At 70.2% G+C, this 15,924-nt stretch carries 15 protein-coding genes; 5 read left to right on the top strand and 10 right to left on the bottom strand.

Annotated features, from left to right (window positions below; all coding sequences use genetic code 11):
* Positions 1–64: 64 nt before the first annotated feature.
* The 6 genes from ACIHFB_RS08685 to ACIHFB_RS08660 form a co-directional block, all read right to left on the bottom strand.
* On the bottom strand, positions 65–1,180 hold the full coding sequence (locus tag ACIHFB_RS08685; RefSeq protein WP_365278566.1) for a hypothetical protein: 1,116 nt from the start codon (positions 1,178–1,180) through the stop codon (positions 65–67).
* Positions 1,181–1,348: 168 nt separating this feature from the next.
* The gene (locus ACIHFB_RS08680; protein WP_365278569.1) at positions 1,349–1,807 is read right to left on the bottom strand and encodes an Rrf2 family transcriptional regulator; all 459 of its coding nucleotides are present in this window, start codon (positions 1,805–1,807) and stop codon (positions 1,349–1,351) included.
* Between the two features lie 28 nt (positions 1,808–1,835).
* A complete protein-coding gene (locus ACIHFB_RS08675) occupies positions 1,836–3,350 on the bottom strand; it encodes an alpha-N-arabinofuranosidase (protein ID WP_400126029.1) in 1,515 nt (504 codons plus the stop codon).
* Between the two features lie 101 nt (positions 3,351–3,451).
* Complete coding sequence (locus ACIHFB_RS08670) at positions 3,452–4,306, bottom strand: carbohydrate ABC transporter permease (protein ID WP_365278575.1); 855 nt, start codon at positions 4,304–4,306, stop codon at positions 3,452–3,454.
* On the bottom strand, positions 4,303–5,238 hold the full coding sequence (locus ACIHFB_RS08665) for a carbohydrate ABC transporter permease (RefSeq protein ID WP_400126027.1): 936 nt from the start codon (positions 5,236–5,238) through the stop codon (positions 4,303–4,305). The genes ACIHFB_RS08670 and ACIHFB_RS08665 overlap by 4 nt, the downstream gene beginning before the upstream one ends.
* A complete protein-coding gene (locus ACIHFB_RS08660) occupies positions 5,235–6,590 on the bottom strand; it encodes an extracellular solute-binding protein (protein ID WP_400126025.1) in 1,356 nt (451 codons plus the stop codon). The genes ACIHFB_RS08665 and ACIHFB_RS08660 overlap by 4 nt, the downstream gene beginning before the upstream one ends.
* Before the next feature lie 221 nt (positions 6,591–6,811).
* On the opposite strand from ACIHFB_RS08660, the gene ACIHFB_RS08655 reads away from it, so the two are divergent.
* From ACIHFB_RS08655 to ACIHFB_RS08645, 3 genes are read left to right on the top strand one after another with little or no spacing between them, the layout of a single operon-like run.
* Complete coding sequence (locus ACIHFB_RS08655) at positions 6,812–7,417, top strand: toxin-antitoxin system, toxin component family protein (RefSeq protein WP_400126023.1); 606 nt, start codon at positions 6,812–6,814, stop codon at positions 7,415–7,417.
* Entirely contained in the window at positions 7,414–8,652 is a 1,239-nt protein-coding gene (locus ACIHFB_RS08650; RefSeq protein ID WP_400126021.1) for an MAB_1171c family putative transporter, read from the top strand. The genes ACIHFB_RS08655 and ACIHFB_RS08650 overlap by 4 nt, the downstream gene beginning before the upstream one ends.
* On the top strand, positions 8,645–10,048 hold the full coding sequence (locus ACIHFB_RS08645; RefSeq protein ID WP_400126020.1) for an FAD-dependent monooxygenase: 1,404 nt from the start codon (positions 8,645–8,647) through the stop codon (positions 10,046–10,048). The genes ACIHFB_RS08650 and ACIHFB_RS08645 overlap by 8 nt, the downstream gene beginning before the upstream one ends.
* A gap of 24 nt (positions 10,049–10,072) precedes the next feature.
* Here ACIHFB_RS08645 and ACIHFB_RS08640 read toward each other — a convergent pair whose 3' ends face one another.
* From ACIHFB_RS08640 to ACIHFB_RS08625, 4 genes are all read right to left on the bottom strand, one after another.
* Entirely contained in the window at positions 10,073–10,921 is an 849-nt protein-coding gene (locus tag ACIHFB_RS08640) for an SMP-30/gluconolactonase/LRE family protein (RefSeq protein WP_400126018.1), read from the bottom strand.
* The gene (locus tag ACIHFB_RS08635; RefSeq protein WP_365278596.1) at positions 10,918–11,691 is read right to left on the bottom strand and encodes an IclR family transcriptional regulator; all 774 of its coding nucleotides are present in this window, start codon (positions 11,689–11,691) and stop codon (positions 10,918–10,920) included. The genes ACIHFB_RS08640 and ACIHFB_RS08635 overlap by 4 nt, the downstream gene beginning before the upstream one ends.
* A 135-nt stretch (positions 11,692–11,826) precedes the next feature.
* On the bottom strand, positions 11,827–13,068 hold the full coding sequence (locus ACIHFB_RS08630) for a helix-turn-helix domain-containing protein (RefSeq protein WP_365278599.1): 1,242 nt from the start codon (positions 13,066–13,068) through the stop codon (positions 11,827–11,829).
* 56 nt (positions 13,069–13,124) lie between these two features.
* Positions 13,125–13,277 carry a hypothetical protein gene (locus tag ACIHFB_RS08625; protein ID WP_210574061.1) on the bottom strand — a complete coding sequence of 51 codons (153 nt, stop codon included), beginning with the start codon at positions 13,275–13,277 and terminating at the stop codon, positions 13,125–13,127.
* A 192-nt stretch (positions 13,278–13,469) separates the two neighbouring features.
* Here ACIHFB_RS08625 and ACIHFB_RS08620 point away from each other — a divergent pair, with 192 nt between their 5' ends.
* Positions 13,470–14,459 (top strand): DUF3068 domain-containing protein, encoded by a 990-nt coding sequence (locus ACIHFB_RS08620; protein WP_400126015.1) that lies wholly within the window; start codon positions 13,470–13,472, stop codon positions 14,457–14,459.
* Between the two features lie 266 nt (positions 14,460–14,725).
* On the top strand, positions 14,726–15,880 hold the full coding sequence (locus tag ACIHFB_RS08615; protein ID WP_365278606.1) for a glycosyltransferase family 4 protein: 1,155 nt from the start codon (positions 14,726–14,728) through the stop codon (positions 15,878–15,880).
* The last annotated feature ends 44 nt before the right edge of the window (positions 15,881–15,924 follow it).

Below are 15,924 nucleotides of genomic sequence, written 5' to 3'. Positions count from 1 at the left end.
GTGGACGCCACCCGTCCGTCCAGGACGGACGGGTGGCCTGGGACTGATCGGGCCGGCGCCGGGTTCAGCGGGTCGAGCGTTGGATCAGTTCGTACTGGGCGGAGGTGGATTCTCCGGTGATCAGGCCGTAGCCGCCGACGGACCAGAACTGGCCGGTGCGGCCGGTGGGGGCGAGGGCCTCGATGTCGTAGGACTGGGTTTTGCCGCCGGGGACGGCGTCGCCCTCGACGGAGGTCCAGACGCCGCCGCGCAGGCGCCAGTAGAGGGCGGTGCCCTCGTAGCCGTAGGGGTCGCCCGAGACCCAGACGGTGCCCTTGCCGTCGCCGGTGATGGCGTTGGCCCACAGCCCGTCGACCGGCCCGGTGACGTCGCGCCAGTTGACGCCGTTCCAGTGCAGCACCTTGGTCTGCTGCCGTTCGCCGTCGACGTACGGGGTGAGGGCGGTGACCCAGACGCTGCGGGCGGACTCCTGGTGGACGGCCGTTATGCGGAGATCGCTGCCGGGCGGCGCGGCCTCGGTCCAGGAACCGCCGTCCCAGTGCATGAGCACGGATCGGCCCGGCTGCCCGACGTGCGCGAACTGCCCGACCGCCCAGGCATCGCGGGAGTTGCGCGCCTCGACGGCGTTGATGAAGACGCCGGCGTCGAGGGGCGTGGACTGCCAGACACCGTCGGCGTAGGAGTTGATCGCGGTGTCGCTCACCAGCCAGACCTTGCCGGGGACGGCGGCGAGCTTCGCGAAGCCGTAGCCCTTCTCCGCCGGCAGCGGCATCTGCGTCCACCGCTTGCCGTCGTAGTGGGCCAGGACCTCCCCGTCCTGGCCCCAGCCGTACGCCCAGACGTCGTGCGCCGACACCGCCTCCACGGCATGCCACACGCCGGTCCCCGGCAGACCGGGGGCGGACTGCGGCTGCCAGGTCCTGCCGTCCCAGCGCAGGATGACGCCCTGGCGGAGGCCGTCGGCGTACTGGGATCCCACCGCCCAGGCGCTGTTCGGACCGACCGACGCGACGTCGGAGAGCGCGGAGTTGTCCGAGAGCGTCCCCGCCAGCGAGGTGCGCCAGGCGGGAGCGGCGGGAGCCGGACCGTCCACCGCCGAGACCGCGGCCGGGGCCACGGCCACGGTGGCCGCCGTTAACGCCGTGACCATCGCGACCTTGAGATACGTACCTGTCTTCATGACTGCTCCCCGTTGTTTACGGGGGTGCCGCATGGATCCCGCGACCGCGCCCCCGTGGTCACCTGCTCACTCATGAGACAGCTCGCCCCACCGGACGGTTGTGCCAGGAGAGGGAGCAGTCGCACGTCGGGGCTGTCGGTCCGATACCGGCCGATTTCAGAAACGGCGCTACGGGTTCTCCCAGGCCGCCGGTTCCGCGGCCAGCTCCTTCACCGAGGCCGGCAGGGCGTTCCCCGCGAGGTCCGCGATGGTGACGCCCTCCAGGATCCGGCGGACATTGGCGCGCAACGCGATCCACAGCGGCAGCAGCGGCTCGGCCGACCCGGCGTAGGCCAGGCCGGTCGGACGGACCCCCCGGACGGACACGATGGGGCCGTCGACGGCCCGGATCACGTCGGCGACCGTGATCTCCGCCGCGTCCCCGGCCAGCCGATAGCCGCCGTTGCCGCCGCGCCGGCTGTCCACCAGCCCGGCGCGGCGGAGGTCGCCGAGGATGCCCTCCAGGAACTTGTGCGGGATGTCCTGGACGGTGGCGATGGTCTCCGCCTTCACCGGGCCGTCGTCATGGCGTACGGCGAGCTCCAGTACAGCCCGTACCGCGTAGTCCGCCCGTGCCGAGATCCTCATGCACCCATTGTCGCCGGTCGCGCCGGTCTCAGCGCAGCCGGATCACGTTCCAGGACAGCGGTTCCAGTACGGCGGTGAGGGTGCCGTCCCTCAGTGCCGTGCCCTCGACCGGGTGCGGGGCGACCCGCTCGGGGTCGTCGAGCGTGTTGCGGGCGTCCGGATCGGCGTCCGCGAGCGTGCTGTGCTCGACGACCGACGTCAGGTCCAGGCCGTTCAGGGCGACTTCGAGCGGCAGCGGCGCGGTGCGGCCTCGGTTCACCGCGAAGACGGTCACCGAACCGTCCTCGGCGCGTACGGCGGTGGCGTGCAGCAGATCGGCCTCGCCGTACTTGTCCGTCTCGTACGTCGGTGAGTCCACCCGTACGTCCAGGACCTTCCCGCGGCCGTACTGCGAGGCCTGCGCGAACGGGAAGAACGTCGTCTGCCGCCACGCCGGACCGCCCGGCTCCGTCATGATCGGCGCGATGACGTTGACGAGCTGGGCGAGACAGGCGACGGTCACGCGGTCGGCGTGGCGGAGCAGGGCGATGAGGAGGGAGCCGAAGACCACGGCGTCGGTGACGCTGTAGTTGTCCTCCAGGAGGCGGGGGGCATCGGGCCAGTCGTCCTGCTCGAAGGTCTTCGCGTGCGCCTCCCACTCGGGGAGGTACCAGACGTTCCACTCGTCGAAGGAGAGGTTGATCCGCTTCTTCGACTTGAGCTGTGCCCCCACGTGGTCGGCGGTCGCGACGACGTTGTCGATGAAGGACTCCATGTCGACGGCGGAGGCGAGGAAGGAGTCGATGTCGCCGTTCTCGGGCCAGTAATAGGCGTGCAGCGAGACGTAGTCGACGAGGTCGTACGTCTCCTTGAGGACCGTCGCCTCCCACTCCGCGAAAGTCGGCATGGACTGGCTGGAGGAACCGCAGGCGACGAGTTCCACGGTGGGGTCCATCTGACGCATGGCACGGGCCGTTTCGGCGGCGACTCGGCCGTACTCCTCGGCCGTCTTGTGGCCCGTCTGCCACGGGCCGTCCATCTCGTTGCCGAGGCACCAGAGCTTGATGCCGAAGGGGTCCTTGTCGCCGTGGGTGACGCGGAGGTCCGCGAGGGCCGTACCTGACGTGTGGTTGGCGTATTCCTGGAGTTCGAGGGCTTCTGCGACGCCCCTTGTGCCGAGGTTGACGGCCATCATGGGTTCGGCCTGGGGGCCGATCTTGCGGAGGAAGCCGATGTACTCGGAGAGGCCGAAGCGGTTCGACTCCGTCGAGTGCCAGGCGAGGTCCAGGCGGCGGGGACGGTCCTCGGCGGGGCCGACACCGTCCTCCCATTTGTAACCCGAGACGAAGTTGCCGCCGGGGTAGCGGATGGCGGTCACACCGAGTTCGCGGACCAGGTCGAGGACGTCCGTGCGGAGGCCTTCGGCATCTGCGGTGGGGTGGTCGGGTTCGTGGATGCCGGTGTAGACGCAGCGGCCGAGGTGTTCGACGAAGCTGCCGAAGAGGCGGGGGTTGACCTCACCGACGGTGAAGGCGGGGTCGAGGGTGAAGCGGGCGGTGTGCATGTTCGCCTTTCGGGGTGGGTGGTTCGTATTCAGTGGCGACTGCGGGTACGTGGGGGCCGGTCGCGCAGTTCCCCGCGCCCCTGGCGGCGTTGGGCTTGCCCCTATTGACCGGCTAGGCCCGTGTGCGCCACTCCCGCCACTATCTGCCGCTGGAAGAAGACGAAGACGACGATAAGCGGCAGGCCCGCCATCAGACCGCCGGCCATGAGCTGGGCCCACTGGATGCCGTAGGAGTTCATGACGGTCGCGATGCCGTTGGGCATGGTCATCAGGTCGGGGTTGTTGGTGACCATGTACGGCCAGAGGAAGTTGTTCCATGACGCGATGAAGGTGAAGATGCCGACCGCCGCGAGCGAGGGGCGGGCGAGTGGGACGACGATGGTGAAGAAGACCCGCCAGCGGCCCGCGCCGTCTATGAATGCCGCCTCCTCCAGCTCTCGCGGGATGCCCTGGAAGAACTTGTAGAGGATGTAGACCATCGCGGCGGGCGCGCACTGCGGCAGGATCATGCCCCAGTACGTGTCCACCATCCCCATCTGCTGGACCGTCGTGAAGAGCGGTACGCCCAGCACCGCCGGGGAGATCATCAGGCCCGCCATGACCACGCCCATCAGGACGCCCTTGCCGCGGAACTCGGTGCGCGCGAAACCGTATCCGGCGAGTGCGCTCACCAGCAGGACGACGGACGTGACGCAGACGGAGACGACGAGGGAGTTGACGAACCAGTTGGTGATGTTGCCGGTCTCGAAGAGGGCCGTCCACGCCTGGCCCGTCCAGTCCTTCGGCAGCCAGTGCGGGGGCACCTCGACCGCCTCGGTCTCCGACTTGAGGGAGGTGAACAGGCCCCAGGCGAAGGGGGCGAGGAAGACCGCGGAGACGGCCGCTCCGAGGAGGGTGAGGATGATCTGGCTGGGTGTCCACGCCTTGCGCGGCTTCATCGGTACGGCGGTGGTCATCGGGCGCCCTCCTCACGGTTGCGCAGCAGCCACACCCGGGCGAGGGCGACGGCCGCGATGATCACGAAGAAGATGATGGAGATGGCGGAGGCGTAGCCCACGCGGTAGCTGGTGAAGCCCTCTTCGAGCGTGTACTGGACGAACGTGCGGGTCGAGTCCTCCGGGCCGGGGCTGAAGTCCATCATCACCACCGCCTGGTCGAAGACCTGGAGCGAGGCCAGGATCTGAAGGGCGATGACGAGGCCGGTGATGTTGCGCAGCAGCGGCAGGGTGATGCGGACCATGCGGTGCCAGGCGTTCGCGCCGTCCAGCTTGGCGGCCTCGTAGAGCTGCTCGGGGATGCCCTGGAGCGCGGCGAGATAGAGCAGGAAGCTGAAGCCGACGGTCCACCACAGGGTGGTGATGACGATGGCGAGCATCGCGTACGACTTGTCGGTCAGCCAGGGCGTCTCGATGCCGAAGACGTGGTTGATCATGCCGGTGCCGGGGTTGAACAGCCACTGCCACAGGTTGCCCGCGACGGTGGAGGGGAGGAGGAAGGGCGCGAAGAAGCACAGCCGCCACAGCCATGTGCCGCGTTCGATGTGGTGGGCGAGCATCGCGAGGAGGAAGGCGAGGACCGTGATGCAGGGGACGACCAGCAGCGTGAAGTAGGCGCTGTGGCCGAGGGCGTCCCACATCAGGGGGTCCTTCAGGGCCTCGCGGTAGTTGTCGAGGCCGATGAAACTCGTGCTGTCGCCGGAGATGTTGGCGTCCGTGAAGCTGAGGTAGACGCCCCGCAGGAGTGGCCAGATCACGAAGAGCGCGAAGAGGGTGAGGAAGGGGGCGACGAACCAGCCGCCGTGCTGGAAGCCCTGCTTGCGACGGACGGTGGCGCTGTCGGCGGCGGTTTTGGCGCGTGCCGGTGCGAAGACACTCTCGGCAATGGTCATGCGGCCGTACCTCCCTGTGCCGCGGTCCTGCCGTCCATGGGGTTCTTCATGGCGAGCAGTTCGGTGAGCGCGCTCTTCATCCGGTCGGCGACGGCCTCCGGCTTGGCGGAGCCCAGCGTCGAGGAGACGACGATCGGGCCGATGCGCTGGGCGAGGATGCCGGTGGAGCCCGCGAACCACACCTTCGGCTCGGTGGCCTGGTGGTCCATCGCGGAGACGTACTCGCTCTGCGGGTCGAGCTTCTTGTACGCGGTCGTGGACAGGGTCGGTGTGTACGCGGGGATATGGCCGCCGGCCGCCCACTGCTGGGCGTGGGTGACGACGTAGGCGGCGAGCCGGTGCGCGGCCTCGTTGGTGGCGCCGCCTCGGCCGGACTGGTGCGGCAGGACGAAGCCGTGCGACTCGGCGTGGGTGGCCTGCTCGCCGAAGACGGGCGGCAGCGGAATGGCGCCGTAGTCGAGCTTCGCGCCGGAGTAGACCGGCACCGACCAGTTGCCCTCCCAGGCGAAGGGCGCGCCGTTGATGAACTGTTCGGCGCCGACGGAGCCCATGCCCGGGTCGGCGTACCCGTCGGTGATGTGGCGGCGCAGGAACTCCAGGACCTGGACGGCCTTGTCCGTGTCGAAGGTGACCTCGGAATCGTCGGCGTCGAACCAGGTGCCGCCGAGCTGGGTGTAGAAGGCGACGAAGAACCACCACTGGAAGTTCTGGTCGTTGACCCACAACCCGACGGTCTGCAACCCCTTCTTGGTGGCCTTCTTGGCCTCCTTGAGTACGTCGAACCACTCGTCGGTCGACGTCACGGGCACGATCCGGCCGTCGTCGCCGAGCAGGCCCGCCTTCTTGAGCACGTCCTTGCGGTAGAAGCAGAGCTGGACGTGGATGTCGAGGGGCAGGGCGTAGAGCTTGCCGTCGACGACGGCGCGCTTCCAGAGTTCGGGGTTGAAGTCCGCTTCCCGTACGCCGTACTTGGCGAGCAGGCCGACGTCCCAGGGGTCCAGGAGCCGGCCGGGCGAGAAGCCGGTGACGCGGCCGAGGTGCATGACGCCGAGGTCGGGTGCGCGGTTGCCGGCGGCCGCCATGGCGAGCTTGGTGTAGAAGGGGTTGCCCCACTGGAGGGTGGAGTCCTTCACGTCGATGCCGGGGTTGGATTCACGGAAGGCGTCCAGCATCGCGATCATGTTGGAGCCGTCGCCGCCGCTGAAGAGGTTCCAGTAGCGCACCCGGGTGTCCGCACCGGAGGCGAGCGCGTCGGCCCCGGTCCCGAGTGCCGCGAAGCCGAAGCTGCCCGCGACCGCCAGTCCGCCCGCTGCGGCCAGAAGTTGCCTGCGATTCAGGCCAGGTTGTCCCATTCCCTGCCCCATCTGCTCGGGTTGTTCGAGATATCGACATGCGCTCGTAACTTCGAACGGGACCGTAAAGTTGAAGCGCTTCGACGTCAATGGGTCGTGCACGAATTTCGACCATCGGCGGTCGTTACCGATTGAACGACGGTCGCCGGATCGCATGACGTGCACACTTCCGGGCGCGTAATCTCGGACGAGCCGCCGAACGGCGGGACGAAGGGGGTGCGATGGACATCGCGGGCGCGCGCAGGACGGCGTCCCGGATCGCCACGGCGCTGCGGAGCTCGCGACGCGGCTTCGCCATGCGTGCCCTGGCGGCCGACCTCGCAGCCGCGATCTCCGCGGACTCCAGACCCCCGACCGACATCCGTACGCTGTGCTCGGCGCTGTGCGCGGAGATGAGCACGCGCCGCGGCGGGCGCCCCGTCGAGCTGCGCTTCGAGCGCTTCCCCGACGAGATCGAAGTGACCGGCCTGTGGGTCGAGTTCCAGGACTTCGACCTCGTCATCGTCGAGGAACGCGCCGAGGACATGCAGCAACTGGTCATCCTCGGCCATGAGTTGTGGCACATGCACGCCGGGCACACCCACCATCACGCGGCCGCGGCGCACGCCCTCGCTGGACGGCCCGGCTGGGACTCCGTCGCCCTGACGGTGGCCGCCCGCAACGGCTCCCGCGAGGCGGACGAGGCCGAGGCGGACGACTTCGGGCACCGGCTCGCGGCGGCCTTCCGGCCCTTCGTGACCGGACGCGGCGAGGCTCCGTCCGACCCGGTGCAGAGGTCCCTGGGCTACCGCGGGCGCGGAGGCGGAGGCGGAGGCGGAGCGGGGTGACGCACCTGCGACTGGCCGAGGGCCCGGGGGAGTTCCTCACCGGGCTGTACGTCTCGTTCTGGCTCCCGGGCCTGGTCCTCGGCGCCGCCCTGGCGATCAAACTGCCCAGCATCGTCAAGATGTGGCGGGACCCGCTGCTGCGCGCTGTCGGCGGCCTGCTGCTGCTCGCCTGCGCGGTGTTCGTCTTTGCGGCGCCGGGCACCATCGCCTGGACCAACCGGGTCACCGGCGTCCCGAACATCGCGGCGCCCTGGGTGTACTCCCTGATCACCGCGCTGTCCGCGTCCTGGCTGCTGCTCGTCATCCACTGGCGCAACGGCGGTACCGAGCGGCAGGCACAGACACGGCGCGCGACCCGGTGGGTTGTCTCCGTCTACGCGGCCGTGGTGGTCGCGCTGTGGGTGCTGTTCGCCTTCGCCGACGTACCGGTCGAACAGGTCCAGGACCTGGACACGTACTACGCCACCACACCGTTCATGCGCGAGGAGATCCTCCTCTACCTGATCGTGCACACGGTGGCCTGTCTGATCACCGCCCGGCTCATCTGGACCTGGATCCGCACCGACGGTCTCGACGGCTGGCTGCGCTGGGGCCTGAGGTTCCTCAGCGTCGGCTACGTCACCAACCTCCTCTTCAGCGCCGCCAAGTTCACCGCCATCGTGGCCCGGTGGACCGGCCACGACCTGGACTGGCTCAACACCAACATCGCGCCGTCCGCCGCCTGCATCGGCGCCACCATGGTCGCGACCGGTGTCTTCGTCCCGCACGCCGGGCAGTACCTACAGGAGCGCTGGCTGGTCAGCCGCCAGCGCCAGAGCCTCAAGCCGCTGGCCCGGCTGCTGCGGACGGTCACGGGCCGCCGCGAGCCCCTCGCCCTGCGCGCGACCCCCGAGATCCGGCTGATCCGCCGCGAGACCTATATCCGCGACGCGCTCCTCCAGCTCTCCCGCCACCTCGACGAGGACCTGCGACGGCGGTCCTACGACGCCGCCCTCGCCCTCGGCTCCGAGCCCGGCCGGGCACATGCCCTCGCCGCCGCCGTGACGATCCTGAACGCCGTGGAGGCCGGACGCGGCGGCAGCACCCCGGACAGCGACGAGACCGCCACCTCCGACCCCGCATACCTGTTGCAGGAGATCCACGCCGTTTCCGAGGCGCTGCGCAGCCCCGACGAGATCACGGCGGTACGCGCCCGCGCGGCCGTCCCGGCAGAGAGCATGTCCGCACATGAGTGAACGCCCCTCCCCCGCCAGAGTCGCCGTGGTCCTCGGGGGATCCCACACCGGCATGCTCGCCGCACGCGCCCTGGCCGGACTCGCCGACCGCGTGGTCGTGGTGGAACGCGACGAACTGCCCGCGGAGCCCTCGCCCCGCAAGGGCCTGCCGCAGGCGCGCCACGTCCATGTGCTGTGGTCCGGCGGGGTCCTGGCCATGGAGGAAGTGCTGCCCGGCATCGGCGAGGCGCTCCGGGCCGCCGGGGCGAGGAGGGCTCCGATCACCACGGACATGGTCGCCCTCTCCCCGCGCGGCTGGTTCCGCCGCTGGCCCGAGTCGCACCACATGATCCTCGCCGGACGGGACCTGATCGACGCAACCGTCCGCGCACGGGTCCTCGCGGACGAGCGCATCGAGGTGCTCGGCGGCACGGAGGTGCTGGCACTGCGGGGCAGTTCGTCGGCGGTCACCGGGGTCCGGCTGCGCGAACACGACGGCGGTGAACGCACCCTCGACGCCGGCCTCGTCGTTGACGCCACCGGCCGGGGCTCCGGAGCACCCCGCTGGCTGACCGAGCTCGGGCTGCCCGCACCCGCTCGGCGCGAAGTCGACTCCGGCCTGGCGTACGCCAGTCGGCTCCATCTCGCCCCCGAGCAGGCTCGCGGCGGCTTCCCGGTGGTCAACGTGCAGATGGACCCGAGGGAGGGCGGTCCCGGACGGGCGGGTGTCCTGCTGCCCGTCGAGAACGGCCGCTGGCTCGTCACCCTCAGCGGCACGCGCGGCGGCGAACCCTCCCCCGCCGACGACGACTTCCTCCGCTTCGCCCGCGAGGAGCTGCGGCATCCGGTGATCGCCGACCTCCTCGCGCAGGCCGAGCCGCTGTCGGACGTCTCCTTCACCCGCACCACCGCCAACCGCCGCTACTTCTACGAGCGAATGCGTGCCTGGCCCGAGAACTTCACGGTCCTCGGCGACGCGCTCGCCGCGTACAACCCGGTCTACGGTCATGGCCTGGCCGTCGGCGCCCAGAGCGCCCTGATCCTGCGGGATGTCGTACGGCGTCGCGGCTGGGGCGCGCCCGGTCTGTCCCGTCGTATCCAGAAAGCGGTGGCCCGGCCGGTCGGTGCGGCGTGGGATCTGGCGACCGGGCAGGACGTCTTCTACCCGGGGGCCACGGAGAACGGGCCCACGCTGCGCGACCGGATCGTGGCCGCGTACGTGGACCGGCTGATGTACACGGCCACCGGCAACGGGCGGATCGCCCGCCGTGTGACCGACGTGACGTCGTTGGAGCGGCGGGCGGAGGTGCTGTTGACTCCGTCGGTTTTGCTGGGGGCTGTGGTGGGGCCGTTGAAGCCACCGTTGGCTGCGCCGCCTTTGACTGCGGAGGAATTGAAGCGGGTGGGGATGCAGTAGGTGTTCGGGTGCGGGTGCGGGCAGTCAGCCGGCGAATGATGGGTGGGGGAGGCCCTTGCCTGCGGCTGGGAGCACCAGGAGTGAACCTGCCGTGGGGTGTGGGGTGTTGAGGCCGACGCGGGCTGTTGTGATGTAGAGGTCGGTCAGGTCGGGGCCGCCGAAGGTGCAGGCCGTGATCCTCGGCGTGGGCAGGGTGAGCACGCGGTCCAGGTCGCCGGTGGGTGTGTAGCGGCGTACCGCTGCGCCGTCCCACAGCGCCACCCAAACGCAGCCGTCGGCGTCGACGGTGAGGCCGTCGGGGAAGCCGGCGCCGTCCTCCGTGGAGATGAAGGGACGGCGGTTCGTGACGCGGCCGTTCTCGTGGTCGAAGACGTCGATGCGACGGGTCGGTGAGTCGATGTAGTACATCAGCCGGCCGTCGGGGCTCCACCCCGTGCCGTTGCTGACCGCCACGTCGTCGAGGACGGTCTCGACGGAGCCGGCGCCGGTGAGGCGGGAGAGGGTGCCGCCGCCGGGTGCCTCGTCGTAGCGCATGGTGCCGGCCCAGAGGGAGCCGTCGGGGGCGACGGCGGCGTCGTTGGCGCGGCGGCCCGGGACGGGCTCGTGGTGGAGCCAGCGGAAGGTGTCGTCGGGGTCGAGGAGGGCGACTCCGTCCCGGAGGTTGAGGACGAGGCCGCCGCCGGTGCGCGGCTTGACGGCACCTATGTGCTGGTTGAGGGTGCGGATCGTACGGCGGCCGGAGACGGGCTCGTAGGTGTGCAGCCGGGCGCCGAGGATGTCGATCCAGAGGAGCCGCTGGGTGTCGGCGTCCCAGGTCGGGCCCTCGCCGAGCGTCGCCTCGGCGCGGACCGCCACGTCGCAGGCGTAGGTCATCCCACGCTCCGGTGACCGAGGCGCTCGGAGAGTTCGACGGCTCCCTTGGCGGCGAGCTGTTCCAGTTCGACGCGGCGCTCGTCGCTCCAGCGGATCATGGGCACGGAGATGGACAGCGCGGCGACGACCTGACCGGTGCGGTCGCGGACCGGGGCGGCGACACAGGAGACGTCCGGGTTGGACTCGCGGCTCTCCACGGCGATGCCGCGCTGCCGGATCTCGTCCAGGGCCTCGCGCAGGGCGCCGGGGTCGGTGATGCTGTTGGGCGTCATGGCGACCAGCTGGGCGTCGTCCGGGACGCGGGAGGTGAGCTCCGGCTCGGGGAGGGAGGCGAGCAGCATCTTGCCGACCGAGGTGCAGTGCGCGGGCAGCCGCCGGCCGGCCGCGGAGACCATGCGGACGGCGTGCGTGGAGTCGACCTTGGCGATGTAGATGACGTCGGTGCCCTCCAGGATCGCCACGTGTACGGTCTCGTCACAGGTCTCGGCGACGGACCGGGCGACCTGCTGGCCCTCGGCCGCGAGGTCCAGCTGCTCGGCGTACCGGCTGCCGAGCTGGTACGGACGTACACCGAGCCGATAGCGTCCGGGCTGGCCCGGAACCTGGACGATGTACGACCGGGCGGCGAGCGTGGTGACCAGCTCGTGCACGGTGGTACGCGGCAGTTGTAGCTTGCGCACTATGTCGGGGGCGGAGAGCGTGCCGTCCCCGTCGAGGAAGAGCTCGAGAATGTCGAGAGCCCGGGTCACGGCAGGTACGAGGCGTCCCATCTTCCGGCCCCCTCCCTTGTATCGCTGGCTGTGTTCGAAATTTCAACAGCCGATCGGAATGGCGAACACAGGCTACTCAAAGTGCGTTTCCCCGGGCAATGGGGCGGCACGACCCGATCCGCACGGGAGCGGACGTCAGCCCTGCACTTCCCCGACCCGTCCCCTCAGTCGCTGCGCCCGCAGTACGAGCTCCAGCTCGAAGCGCCGGTCCGGGTTGTCGATCTCGTCGCCCCACAGTTCTCTGATCTGACGGAGGCGATAGCGGACGGTCTGGGGATGGACGCCGAGCCGGGCCGCCACCTCCGGTGCTCCGCCGCGGGTCTCCAGCCAGGCGAGCAGGGTCTCGGCGAGTCGGCGGCCGTGGGTGGGGCCGCAGTGGGCCAGCGGGGCCAGGCAGCGCAGGGCCAGGTCGTCGATCAGTTCCTCGGGCTGGAGCAGGACCAGCGCCTCGGTGTGCTCGGTGCAGTAGAGGACGTCGCCGCCGGGCAGCAGCCGGCGTTCCATCAGACGTACCGCCGCCTCGGCCCAGCGCAGCGACTTCGCGGCGTCCGCCAGCGGCACGGGCGGGCCGATCGCGCCCGACCAGCCGGTCAGCGCGCGGTGCAGCAGCTCGGGACGGCCGGCGGCGTCCGGGTCGGGGACGACCATGCGGGGCTGCTCGTACTCCATGTCGAGCAGCACGCCCTGGCCGACGGCGGGGGCCACCGCCTCCCGGGCCGGGCGCAGCAGTACGCCCACCGCGACCTTCTCGGGCAGCGGCCAGCCGATCCGGGCGGCCCGTTCGCCGAGCGCGTCGGCCGGGTCGCCGCGGTGGTGCTCGGCCAGCAGCAGCTCCATCAGCCGGCGCTGGAGGCGCAGCCGTTCGCCGGCCTGCCGCGCCGCCGCCTCCGCGTAGCCCCGTACCGACTGGTCGACCAGGCCGTCGAGGTACTCGTAGCCCGCGTCGACCAGCTCGTACATCGCCGGGGGCGGGATCTCCACGCGCTGGCCGATCTCGGCGAAACGGCGCCAGGCCAGTCGTACGCCCATGCGGTAGATCGCCTGGAGCGAATCCAGGCTGCGGCCGTTGAGGCCCTCGCCGCGGCCGAAGTCCTGGAAGACGCCCGGCGGTACCGACAACCGGCCCTCCGCCGTCTCCAGGTGCTGGACGAAGACCTCGATGGCACGGCGGATGCCGACCAGGGCCATCGGCTCGCCGGACTCGTCGAGGACGACGGGGAGGTGGGGATACTCGCGGCGGATCTCGCGCAGGATCTCCTCGGCCAGGTCTGGGGCCTCGGACATGGCGATCGCGGCGAAGCGGCGGACCTGGAGACGGGGGACGTCGAGCCAGGCCGAACGCGTCGGGGCGACCGGTGAACGGGCGGGCTGTGTCATGTACTTCGCCTCCGGGGCGCTACGGCCGGTGTCGCGCCCATGCGGCTCCGCACCGGTCAACTCCCCTGGCCGGCTTGCTCGTACGTGATCAGCGGGGTGTTCGGTTGGTCGGGCGTCGCCTCCAGCAGCGCGACGATTCCGAGAGCGGCTCCTACGGCCAGTGCGGCGGCGGCCGCCACGGTGAGCGCGGCGGCAAGCAGTCTGGACATCTCTGGGTCAGCCTTTCCGGACATATCTAGACAGATCTAGACGTACTCGAAAGGTCGCCCTCACCCCGATGCCGGTCCCGTCCGGCAGAGGTTCAGTCTCGACAATCCATTGACACTCCGTCAAGGGTGCGCCTACGGTTCCCGGCCCATACCGCACGCGCACTTTCCGAACCGAGCCCCTGGAGTGCCCGGATGCGCCGCACAGCCTCACCCCTCTCCCTGATCCTGCTCGGCCTCGGCACGTTCCTGCTGGTACTGGCGCCCCTGCTGGCCTGGTACGTCGAGCCGCGTGCCGCCGTGAATCCGATCGACATCGACCAGACCGCCGTTTACAAAGGCACGGGTTCCGTCTTCGACGTGGAGAAGGTCGAGACCGTCCCCGATCAGGACATCACCATCACCCAGCGCGTCCGCGGCGATGTCGCCGCAAGCGAGCGCAGCGGGAAGGCCGCGGTCTGGGACGTGACGACCACCGTCGACACCGACAAGTCGCTGCCGGCGGCCGATCCGCACGACGCGCTGGACTTCGTACCGCACCGCTGGGTCAGCGACCGGCGGACCAACCGGCCCGTGCACTGCTGTGGCGAGACGCCCTACATCGAGGGCGAGGCCTATCTGAAATTCCCCTTCGACGTGCAGAAACGCTCCTATCAGTGGTGGGACAACACCGGGGAACGCACGGTCACTTTGCGGTACCGGGGCGAGAAGAAGATCCAGGGATACGAGGGTTACCGGTTCACCGCGACCGTTCCGGCCACGCGGACCGGAACGCGACTCGTGCCCGGCGCCATCGTCGACCAGCCCGAGCGCTCACAGGTCTTCGCCGAGGAGTGGTACTCCAACCACGGCATCGAGCTGGTCGTCGACCAGGCCACCGGCCGGGTGCTCTACGCCCGGACCGGCCCGCGCCGCACGCTGCGCGCGCCGGGCGGCGACACGGATGCGGCGGTGCTCCTGGACAGCCGGAAGATCTCGTTCACGGACGACACGCAGGAGTTCGCGGTCGACCGGGCCAAGGAGGACAGCGGGCAGTTGCGCCTGGTGGGGCGGACCCTGCCGGTGGGTGCGGCGGTGGCCGGATTCGTACTCGCGGTGGTGGGTGGCGTTCTGGTGATACGTGGGCGGAAACATCCGGAAACCGGCGAGGAATCCGAACAATACCCACCGACGCTCACGATGTGATGTTCCGTCAGCTCCACAAAGCCCGGAAATTGTCACGCCGGTGAGTAGCAGCTTCGAACCGCTGGGCGAAAACTGTCCACTCCCACATCTGAACACAGTGCGCCCACACCCCGTTCACAGGAGAAATCCCCTCGTTCACAGAAGGGCCCAACCCCGACTCCACCCCTTCACAGACGAAATCCACCCCACCCCCACACGCACCACTCCCGTCCCACCGCGTTCTTCCCCCACTTGAGTTCCGCACCCTGAGACGAGTTGGAGCACCGATGCCCCAGCACGTGCCCGTCCCTCTGCGCGCCGCGTTCCCCCGGGCGCCGCAGCATCCCCCGGCGCTCCCCCCACCTCCGCGCCGAATCGTTTTTCTCGCCCATCGGGACCTGGGCAACCCCGCCGCCGGCGGTTCCGAGCTGCTCGTCGACCGGCTCGCCGACGGACTGACCCGGCTCGGCCACCAGGTGACCCTGCTGTGCGGCGGCCCGGCCGCCTTCCGCGACTACCGGGTCGTGTCCGCGGGCGGTGAGTACGGCCATTTTCTGCGCGCCCGTTCGGCGTTCGCCCGGCAGGTCGGCGACTGCGATCTGCTGGTCGAGGTGTGCAACGGCATGCCGTACTTCGCGCCGATGTGGCACCGCGGTCCCACCCTGCGCCTGGTCAACCACGTCCACACCGATCTGTGGAAGATGCGGTTCGGCGGCGGGCCACTGGCCCCGGCCGCCCGGATCGGCCGAAGACTCGAACACTGGGCCCTGACCGGTGCGCAGCACCGGAGCCTGCTGGTCGCCGTCTCCCCCTCGACGGCCCACGCACTGCGTGGCATCGGCGTCGAACGGGACCGGATCCGCGTCGTCCACAACGGGGTCGAGGACCCCGGCCCGCGCGCCGACCGCTCGTCCGAGCCGCTGTTCGTGGCGGTGGGGCGGCTCGTCGAGTACAAGCGGATCGATCTGCTGCTGCGGCTGTGGGAGCGGGTGCGGCCGGTGACGGGTGGGCGGCTGGTCATCGTCGGCGACGGGCCCGAGCGGGGGCGGCTGGAGCAACTCGCCGGTCCCGGCGTGGAGTTCAAGGGGCACGTCAGTGAAGCCGAGAAGCACCGGCTGCTGTGCGCGGCCTGGCTGTTGCTGCATCCCTCCGCGGTGGAGGGGTGGGGGCTCGTCGTCACCGAGGCCGCGGCGCGGGAGACTCCGTCGGTTGCGTTCGATGTGCCCGGGCTTCGTGACTCCGTCGTGGACGGGGAGACGGGTGTGCTGGCCCACGGTGAGTCGTCGTTCGCGGCGGCGTGGTGTGCGCTGGCGCTGTCCGCGCATCGGCGTGAGGTGATGGGCAAGGTTGCTCGTGAGCATGCGGCGCGCTATCGCTGGGATCGGACGGTGAGACAGTTCCGGGTCGTTGCGTCCGAGGCGGTGAGGGGCTGGCCGTCGTGACGCCCATTCGCCGTGGCGGTGCGGGTGGTTCGCGACTGCGGGTT

It is taken from the genome of Streptomyces sp. NPDC051963 (assembly GCF_044593495.1).
Taxonomy (GTDB): Bacteria; Actinomycetota; Actinomycetes; order Streptomycetales; family Streptomycetaceae; genus Streptomyces.
This window is presented reverse-complemented; position numbering and strand designations above follow the sequence as displayed.

Excerpts from the sequence above, each read along its gene's own strand:
- ACIHFB_RS08685 (WP_365278566.1), bottom strand. The coding sequence starts at position 1,180 with ATGAAGACAGGTACGTATCTCAAGGTCGCGATGGTCACGGCGTTAACG.
- ACIHFB_RS08680 (WP_365278569.1), bottom strand. The coding sequence starts at position 1,807 with ATGAGGATCTCGGCACGGGCGGACTACGCGGTACGGGCTGTACTGGAG.
- ACIHFB_RS08675 (WP_400126029.1), bottom strand. The coding sequence starts at position 3,350 with ATGCACACCGCCCGCTTCACCCTCGACCCCGCCTTCACCGTCGGTGAG.
- ACIHFB_RS08670 (WP_365278575.1), bottom strand. The coding sequence starts at position 4,306 with ATGACCACCGCCGTACCGATGAAGCCGCGCAAGGCGTGGACACCCAGC.
- ACIHFB_RS08665 (WP_400126027.1), bottom strand. The coding sequence starts at position 5,238 with ATGACCATTGCCGAGAGTGTCTTCGCACCGGCACGCGCCAAAACCGCC.
- ACIHFB_RS08660 (WP_400126025.1), bottom strand. The coding sequence starts at position 6,590 with ATGGGACAACCTGGCCTGAATCGCAGGCAACTTCTGGCCGCAGCGGGC.
- ACIHFB_RS08655 (WP_400126023.1), top strand. The coding sequence starts at position 6,812 with ATGGACATCGCGGGCGCGCGCAGGACGGCGTCCCGGATCGCCACGGCG.
- ACIHFB_RS08645 (WP_400126020.1), top strand. The coding sequence starts at position 8,645 with ATGAGTGAACGCCCCTCCCCCGCCAGAGTCGCCGTGGTCCTCGGGGGA.
- ACIHFB_RS08640 (WP_400126018.1), bottom strand. The coding sequence starts at position 10,921 with ATGACCTACGCCTGCGACGTGGCGGTCCGCGCCGAGGCGACGCTCGGC.
- ACIHFB_RS08635 (WP_365278596.1), bottom strand. The coding sequence starts at position 11,691 with ATGGGACGCCTCGTACCTGCCGTGACCCGGGCTCTCGACATTCTCGAG.
- ACIHFB_RS08630 (WP_365278599.1), bottom strand. The coding sequence starts at position 13,068 with ATGACACAGCCCGCCCGTTCACCGGTCGCCCCGACGCGTTCGGCCTGG.
- ACIHFB_RS08625 (WP_210574061.1), bottom strand. The coding sequence starts at position 13,277 with ATGTCCAGACTGCTTGCCGCCGCGCTCACCGTGGCGGCCGCCGCCGCA.
- ACIHFB_RS08620 (WP_400126015.1), top strand. The coding sequence starts at position 13,470 with ATGCGCCGCACAGCCTCACCCCTCTCCCTGATCCTGCTCGGCCTCGGC.
- ACIHFB_RS08615 (WP_365278606.1), top strand. The coding sequence starts at position 14,726 with ATGCCCCAGCACGTGCCCGTCCCTCTGCGCGCCGCGTTCCCCCGGGCG.